This window comes from Rhodococcus sp. NPDC059179 (genome assembly GCF_042754885.1).
In the GTDB taxonomy this organism is placed as follows: Bacteria; Actinomycetota; Actinomycetes; order Mycobacteriales; family Mycobacteriaceae; genus Rhodococcus_G.
The window spans coordinates 1-7,268 of record NZ_JBHZBV010000023.1 but is presented as its reverse complement, the minus strand read 5'-3'; the positions used below and the strand labels follow the sequence as shown (position 1 = coordinate 7,268).

Here is a 7,268-nt window from a genome sequence, read left to right as displayed (position 1 = left end):
CCTGGCACGAACGCGGCGGCTCGCTGTCGCTCGCAGCTCCGAAGAGCATCCTGAATGTGCAGATCGGCGGGGCCAGGCGGTTCGCGGCGAGGTCCGCGGCGAGCGGTGGAGGAGGGCCAGGAGGGCAAGGCCGGCAACGACTTCGGCGTACTCTCGTGCAACCTCGCCACCCACCTCGACGATCCCGCACAGCGGCTCGCGATGGTGCGCACCACGATGAGCGAGGGTAAGGAGGCGATGAGCGCCAGAACGCCGGGGGAGATTCTGGCGATGAGCGCGCTCGGCGCCGTTCCCCTGGTGCTCGGGGTGCTCCTCGGCGAGCGCGCGCCCATTCGGCCACCGAACGTGATGATCTCCAATGTGCCGGGTCCCAGGACGCCGCTGTACTGGAACGGAGCCCGTCTGAGCGCGCTCTATCCGCTGTCGATCCCGGTCGACGGGCAGGCGCTGAACATCACCTGCACCAGTACCGACGATGAGATCGCGTTCGGACTGACCGGCTGCCGGCGCAGCGTTCCGCCCTTGCAGCCGCTCCTCGGTCACCTTGACGACGAACTCGCGGCGCTCGAGCGGGCGGTCGGCCTGTAGCGCGAGGCACCACCAGACCCACAGAGGAAGGACGACGCACATGACTGTCACCGCACACGACCGGACCCTGCGCCCGGACGACTTCGCGCCCCACCGGATCCGCACCGCGATCGCCATCGCGCTCGGCGCCTCCGTGCCCGCCGCCGGATCCGCGGTCCTGGTCACCGGGTCCGGCGTCACCGGCGCGTTGACCGGTGCCTTCACCATCGCCTGCGTGGCGCTGGCTGCCCTGATCATCTGACCGGGCCGGACTTAGGGCATGTCTCCCAATCCCCATTTCGGCGCCCCTGGCGTCCAATCGCCGCCCTGCGGCGTTGTCGTCGGCGCCGATACAACAGCGGTATCGGCTTCTCCTCCGCCTTGCCGGACGACGATTGTCTTGCCAGGTGCATCCGAGAGGGATTAGGAGACATGCCCTAGCCCGTTCAGCCGATCGGACCCGCGAGCATCCACCGGTGACCGAACGGGTCCACGAGGGTGGCGCCGCGCTGGCCGTTCTCGTCCGTCGGTTCGCGCTCGACGCGGGCGCCAGCAGCGCGCGCCCGCTCCAGTGCGGCATCGGTGTCGGCGACCGGCAGCATCAGGCTCACCCCGGAGTGGCCCGCGACCGGTGCGGTGAATCCGATCTCCGGGAACTCGTCGGCCAGATACAGGGTGCCGTCGCCGATGACGAGCTCGCAATGCCCCACCCGGTCATCGGGCATCATGATCGGCTCGCCGTCGACGCGGGCCCCGAAGACCTCGGTGTACCACTCGATCGCCCGGCGGGCGTCGGGCACGGACAGGTAGGGCAGTGCGGCCGGTCGCGGCACCACGGACTGCTCAGGGTCGGGATCGCTGCGGTCGGCCATGACGGCTCCTTGTCGGGTTGGCGGCGTCGACTCCCATGGTCGTCCCAGCGGGCGGTCAGCGGCCCGCATTTGTTCCATTACGCTGGTGCCTTGTGCTGTCCGCTGTTCCTCGCCCGGTGATCGTCCGGGCACCGTCGAAGGTCAACCTGCACCTCGGCGTCGGTGACCTGCGCGAAGACGGTTACCACGAGCTGACCTCGGTGTTCCAGGCGCTCTCGCTGCACGACGATGTCGAGGTCCGTGACGCCGACGAGCTCTCGGTCGCGGTGCACGGCGAGAGCGCGCGGGTGGTGCCTACCGACCGGCGCAACCTGGTCTGGCAGGCGGCCGAGCTGCTCGCCGAGCGCGCGGGCCGGGAGCCCGGGGTCGCGATCACCATTTCCAAGGGCATCCCGGTCGCAGGCGGCATGGCAGGCGGTAGCGCCGACGCGGCGGCAACCCTGGTCGCGCTCGACGAGCTCTGGCAGCTCGGACTCGAGCGCGCCGAACTCGACGACTTCGCGGCCCGCCTCGGCAGCGACGTGCCGTTCTCCCTGCGCGGCGGCACCGCGATCGGCACCGGACGCGGGGAAAAGCTGCTTCCGGTCCTGTCCCGCAACACCTTTCACTGGGTTCTCGCGCTCGCGAAGGGCGGGCTGCGGACCCCTGACGTGTTCCGCGAGCTGGACCGGTTGCGGGCGGAGGGCGATCCGCCCCGGCTCGGCGACGCCGACGAGCTGATGCACGCGCTGGCCCTGGGCGATCCCCGTCAGCTCGCCCCCCTGCTCGGAAACGACCTGCAGCCCGCGGCGCTGTCCCTCAAGCCGGAGCTGCGCCGCACCCTGCGGGCGGGTACCACCGCAGGCGCCCTGGCCGGGATCGTCTCCGGCTCGGGGCCGACCTGCGCATTTCTCTGCGCGGACGCCGACGCGGCCGTGGCGGTCAGCGTGGAACTGGCGGGCGCGGGCGTCTGCCGGACCGTGCGAACGGCTCACGGGCCGGTGCCCGGTGCCCGCACCATCGACAACAAGACGGAGCACTGATGGCGAATCTGATCAATCTGGAGCAGGTCTCGAAGTCCTTCGGGATCAAACCGCTGCTCGACTCGGTGTCGCTCGGTGTCCAGGAGGGTGAGCGGATCGGTGTCGTCGGCCTCAACGGCGGCGGCAAGACCACCATGCTCGAGGTGCTGGCGGGGATCGAGGCGCCCGACTCCGGCCGCGTGAGCCGGGTCGGCGGGCTGCGGATGGCGGTGGTCACCCAGCGTGGCGTGCTGCCTGCCGGGTCGACCGTCGCCGACGTGGTGCTCGCACCGCTCGGCGTCGACGAACACGAATGGGCTGGCAACGCCAGGATCCGGTCGATCCTGACCGGGATCGGGATCGACGCCGTCGGCCTCGATCGAATGGTCGAGGGGCTGTCCGGAGGCGAGCGGCGCCGGGTGGCGCTGGCCGCCGCGCTGGTGCAGGACCTGGACCTGCTGGTGCTCGACGAGCCGACCAACCACCTCGACGTCGAGGGCGTGCAGTGGCTGGCGGAGCATCTCGTCGACCGGCGAAGCGCGCTGGTGGTCGTCACCCACGACCGCTGGTTCCTCGACACCGTCGCCAACCGCACCTGGGAGGTCGTCGGAGGCAAGGTCGAGGCCTACGAGGGCGGCTACAACGACTGGATCTTCGCCCGCGCCGAGCGCTCGCGGCAGGCCGACGCCTCCGAGGAGCGTCGCCGGAACCTGGCCCGCAAGGAACTCGCGTGGCTGCGGCGCGGTGCGCCCGCGCGTACCTCCAAGCCCAAGTACCGGATCGAGGCCGCAGAGGCGCTGATCGCCGACGTGCCGCCGCCGCGGGACAAGGTCGCGCTGGCGTCGTTCGCGAACAGCCGACTCGGCAAGGTGGTCATCGAACTCGAGGACGCCACCATCGCAGCGCCGGACGGCCGGGAACTGGTCAGCGACCTGACGTGGCGCCTGGCACCTGGCGAGCGCATCGGTCTCGTCGGCGTCAACGGCTCCGGTAAGACGACCCTGCTGCGCACCCTCGCAGGCGAACTCGAGCCCGCGACCGGCCGCCGGATCCAGGGTCAGACCGTCAAGATCGGTTGGCTGCGCCAGGAACTCGACGACCTGCCGACCGACCTGCGTGTGCTCGAGGCCGTCAAGGACGTCGCCGAGCGGATCGTGTTGGGAGACAAGGAGATATCCGCCGGCCAGCTGGCCGAGCGGTTGGGCTTCACCCCGGCACGTCAGCGCACCCGGGTGGGCGATCTCTCCGGCGGCGAGCGACGACGGCTGCAGCTGACCCGGGTCCTGATGTCCGAGCCGAACGTGTTGCTGCTCGACGAACCGACCAATGACCTCGACATCGACACGCTGCAGCAGCTCGAGGACATCCTCGACGGCTGGGCGGGCACGATGGTGGTGATCAGTCACGATCGCTACCTGATCGAGCGGATCTGTGACTCCACCTGGGCGCTGTTCGGCGACGGCAACCTCACCAACCTGCCCGGCGGCATCGTCGACTACCTGCGCAGGCGTCGGGCCGCGGTGGAGGCCGCCGGGACCACCAGCCAGGCGCTGTCGGGCTCGGCCGCGCCCGCACAGGTTCGGGACGGCGCTTCCGATCGTGCCGCCCGCAAGGAGCTGAGCAAGCTCGAGCGCCAGATCGCCAAGCTCGACGAGCGCGAGACCACGCTGCACGCGGCGTTGGCGGAGGCCGCGACCGATCCGGCGAAGCTGCAGTCGCTCGATGCGGAGCTCAAGCAGGTCGTGATGGACAAGGACGGTGCCGAGGAGCGCTGGATGGAGTTGGCCGCCGAGCTGGACTGAGCCGGGCGCTCACTCATTCCGGTCTCCTCCGCGGGCGAAGGCGACTAGTCTGCGAGCAGGTCAGTATCTGTGCATGAGTCCCGTCATGGAAGGCGTGCATCATGGATCTTGAGGCCGTCGCCGAGATCTGCAGACTCAAATACCGGTACACCCGCGCCCTCGATACCAAGGATTGGGCCACCTTCCGCGACACCCTGTTGCCCGATGCGACGGCGACCTACGGCGAGCATCTCCGCTTCGAGGACCGGGACGCGCTCGTGTCGTTCATGGAGATCACGCTGGCTCCGCATGTACTGACCGAGCATCTGACCGGGCAGCCGGAGATCGACGTGGACGGCGATTCCGCGACCGGGACCTGGGTGCTCTCGGACACGGTGATCATCCCGGAGGACGGGATGCTGCTGCGTGGTGCGGCCTACTTTCACGATCGGTACGCCCGGGGTGCGGACGGACAGTGGCGCATCGCGCACACCGGTTACGAGCGCACCTACGAGGTGGTCATCTCCCTCGCCGACATCCCGAGCTTCCAGGTCACCTCGAATCGATGGGCTCTCTCGGTGACCCCGGCCGCCACCCAGGCCCCCGCCTCGGCCTGACGGACTGCCCGCGCACCGAATCGCCCACGGCCGGTGGTGCTCTCGGTGCCCTAGGGTTCGACTGTGTCCGACATCGCGCCCCGGTCCTCGTTCGCCGACACCCGCGCGTGGCTGCGCGCCCTGCCCGCCGTCGCGGCTGCTCCGGCCGCAGGCAGTGCCCTGGACCCGACGCCCGCGCCGACCGAGCTGTTCCTGGGCTGGCTGGAGGAGGCGGTGGCGGCCGAGGTGCCGGAACCGCAGTCCGCGGTGCTGTCGACCACGGATGACGGCGGCCGGGTCGACGCGAGGGTGCTGATCCTCAAGGACGTCGACGAACGGGGGTGGTGGTTCTCGGGCTCCGCGGACTCCCCGAAGGGACGGCAGCTCGCGACGAACCCCTCGGCAGCGCTCACCTTCTACTGGGCGGGAGTGGGCAGGCAGGTCCGGGTCCGCGGCAACGCCGAACCGGGGGAGGCGCGGGTGAGCGCGCGCGACTACGTCGAGCGGTCGGTGACGGCCCGAGCGGTGGCCGCGGCGAGCAGGCAGAGCGAGGTGCTGGCCGACCCGGTCGAGTACGACCGCGCGGTTGCGGCGGAGGTCGCGGCGATCGAGGCCGATCCGGGCCGCGTCGCGCCGACCTGGCAGGCTTGGTGCCTGGTCCCGGACAGCGTCGAGTTCTGGCTCTCCGATCCGGGGCGCAGACATCAACGGTTGCGGTACCGGCGGCAGGCGCCGTCCGCCGGGTGGGTGACCGACGTCCTGTGGCCGTGACCGCGAGACCACCTGAACAGGAGTGCGCATGAGCTTCATCCGGACCGACGTAGTCGGCGGCGTCGGCGAGATCGTGCTGGACCGACCGAAGGCGCTCAACGCCCTCGATCCCAGCATGATCCGCGACCTGTACGAGCCGCTGCTGCGCTGGCGTGACGACCCGGCGGTCGAGACGGTCCTGGTGACCAGCGCTTCCGAGCGGGCGTTCTGCGCTGGCGGCGACATCAAGGCCGTGCGCGAGGCGGTGCTGCGCGGCGACGGGGAGTTCGTGCACGGATTCTTCGCCGACGAGTACCGGCTCAACCTGCTGATCGGCGAATACCCGAAGCCCTACATCTCGCTGATCGACGGTGCCGCGATGGGCGGCGGCCTCGGCATCTCGGTGCACGGCGCGGTTCGGGTGGTGACCGAGCGGGCGGTGCTGGCGATGCCGGAGACCGCGATCGGATTCTTCCCGGACGTGGGTGCCAGCCACTTCCTGCCGCGGCTGACCGGTGCGGCCGGGATGTACCTGGGGCTCACCGGTGCCCGGGTGTCGGCGGGCGACGCGGTCGCATTCGGGCTGGCCACGCACTTCGTGCCGAGCGAGCGGCTGGCGGACCTGGCCGACGCGATCCGCGGTGGCTCGGCCGCCGAGGCGCTCGAGAAGTTCGGCGAGCAGGCCCCCGAGGCGCCGCTGGCCGTACGGCAGGCGGAGATCGACGAGACCTTCGGCGCGGGCACCCCCGCCGACATGCTGGCCCGGCTGACCGGGGACGACGAGTGGTCGACGCAGGCGCGAGCCGCGCTGACCTCGGTGTCGCCGACCGGCGCCTTCGTCACTGCGGAACTGATCCGTCGCGGTGCAGACGACGCGCTGCCGCAGTGCCTGGACCGCGAGCTGGCGCTCACCGCGGCCGTGACCCGGGGACCCGACTTCGCAGAGGGCGTGCGGGCGGTGCTGGTGGACAAGGACCGCAACCCGTCCTGGACGCCTGCGAGCCTCGACGGGGTGGACCGGGACGCGATCGCCGCGCTGTTCGACTAGCACCGTTCGGGCCCCGTCGAGAGTGCAGCTATCGTCGTCCCACTCGGGTGAAGTCAAGCAGTCAGGGCAACATCTCCTGCGATGAGGGCGCGGAGCCGATCGGCGGGGGTGTCGTAGTCGAGGGTGGGACGCGGCCGGGTGTTGAGCAGATCCTGGACCCGTTTCAACTCAGCCGCGTCGTGCACGTTCAGGTCGGTGCCCTTGGCGAACCAGTGCCGTAACAGCCGGTTGGTGTTCTCGTTCGTGCCGCGCTGCCACGGGCTGTACGGATCGCAGAAGTACACCGGTGCCCCCAGTTCGATCCGGATGCGCTCGTGCTGCGCCATTTCCGAACCACGGTCCCAGGTGATTGTCCGCCGCAGATGCTCGGGCAGGTCCGTCATCGCCGACAGCATCGCGTCCGCCACCTGTTCGGCGCGGTGCCCGTCGGGCAGGTGCAGCAGGAGCGTGTATCGGGTCGACCGCTCGACCAGCGTGCCGATCGCGCTCTTGCTCGCGGTGCCGACGATCAGGTCGCCTTCCCAGTGACCCGGGACTGCCCGGTCGTTGGCCTCGGCGGGCCGATCACTGATCTTGAACGCGTCCGCGTACTGCTTCCCACGACGATCGACCCGGTTGCGGGGTAGACGGGTGCTCCGCCGGGTCGACAACCG

The 7,268-nt window shown here is 70.4% G+C and carries 8 protein-coding genes and 1 pseudogene; 7 read left to right on the top strand and 2 right to left on the bottom strand.

All coding sequences use genetic code 11. From position 1 onward, the window contains the following. A pseudogene (locus ACFXMV_RS23110) lies at positions 1-588 on the top strand (WS/DGAT domain-containing protein); the annotation flags it as partial. Between the two features lie 40 nt (positions 589-628). Further along, entirely contained in the window at positions 629-829 is a 201-nt protein-coding gene (locus ACFXMV_RS23105; RefSeq protein ID WP_378500313.1) for a hypothetical protein, read from the top strand. 184 nt (positions 830-1,013) lie between these two features. Here ACFXMV_RS23105 and ACFXMV_RS23100 read toward each other — a convergent pair whose 3' ends face one another. Further along, a complete protein-coding gene (locus ACFXMV_RS23100) occupies positions 1,014-1,439 on the bottom strand; it encodes a VOC family protein (RefSeq protein ID WP_378501073.1) in 426 nt (141 codons plus the stop codon). A 92-nt stretch (positions 1,440-1,531) separates the two neighbouring features. On the opposite strand from ACFXMV_RS23100, the gene ACFXMV_RS23095 reads away from it, so the two are divergent. The 5 genes from ACFXMV_RS23095 to ACFXMV_RS23075 all read left to right on the top strand — a co-directional run bounded on the left by ACFXMV_RS23095 (position 1,532) and on the right by ACFXMV_RS23075 (position 6,615). After that, complete coding sequence (locus tag ACFXMV_RS23095; RefSeq protein ID WP_378501072.1) at positions 1,532-2,461, top strand: 4-(cytidine 5'-diphospho)-2-C-methyl-D-erythritol kinase; 930 nt, start codon at positions 1,532-1,534, stop codon at positions 2,459-2,461. Beyond that, entirely contained in the window at positions 2,461-4,242 is a 1,782-nt protein-coding gene (locus tag ACFXMV_RS23090) for an ABC-F family ATP-binding cassette domain-containing protein (protein WP_378501071.1), read from the top strand. The genes ACFXMV_RS23095 and ACFXMV_RS23090 overlap by 1 nt, the downstream gene beginning before the upstream one ends. Positions 4,243-4,343: 101 nt before the next feature. Further along, complete coding sequence (locus tag ACFXMV_RS23085; protein ID WP_378501070.1) at positions 4,344-4,838, top strand: nuclear transport factor 2 family protein; 495 nt, start codon at positions 4,344-4,346, stop codon at positions 4,836-4,838. 63 nt (positions 4,839-4,901) lie between these two features. Beyond that, on the top strand, positions 4,902-5,588 hold the full coding sequence (locus ACFXMV_RS23080; RefSeq protein WP_378501069.1) for a pyridoxal 5'-phosphate synthase: 687 nt from the start codon (positions 4,902-4,904) through the stop codon (positions 5,586-5,588). A gap of 22 nt (positions 5,589-5,610) precedes the next feature. Continuing rightward, a complete protein-coding gene (locus ACFXMV_RS23075) occupies positions 5,611-6,615 on the top strand; it encodes an enoyl-CoA hydratase/isomerase family protein (protein ID WP_378501068.1) in 1,005 nt (334 codons plus the stop codon). Positions 6,616-6,668: 53 nt separating this feature from the next. Here the strand turns inward: ACFXMV_RS23075 and ACFXMV_RS23070 are convergent. Then, a partial coding sequence (locus tag ACFXMV_RS23070; protein ID WP_378502964.1) for an IS30 family transposase occupies positions 6,669-7,268 on the bottom strand: 600 nt, incomplete at its 5' end.

Bases quoted from the DNA above. Each gene is read 5' to 3' on its own strand.
- ACFXMV_RS23100 (WP_378501073.1), bottom strand. From the start codon at position 1,439: ATGGCCGACCGCAGCGATCCCGACCCTGAGCAGTCCGTGGTGCCGCGA.
- ACFXMV_RS23085 (WP_378501070.1), top strand. From the start codon at position 4,344: ATGGATCTTGAGGCCGTCGCCGAGATCTGCAGACTCAAATACCGGTAC.
- ACFXMV_RS23105 (WP_378500313.1), top strand. From the start codon at position 629: ATGACTGTCACCGCACACGACCGGACCCTGCGCCCGGACGACTTCGCG.
- ACFXMV_RS23090 (WP_378501071.1), top strand. From the start codon at position 2,461: ATGGCGAATCTGATCAATCTGGAGCAGGTCTCGAAGTCCTTCGGGATC.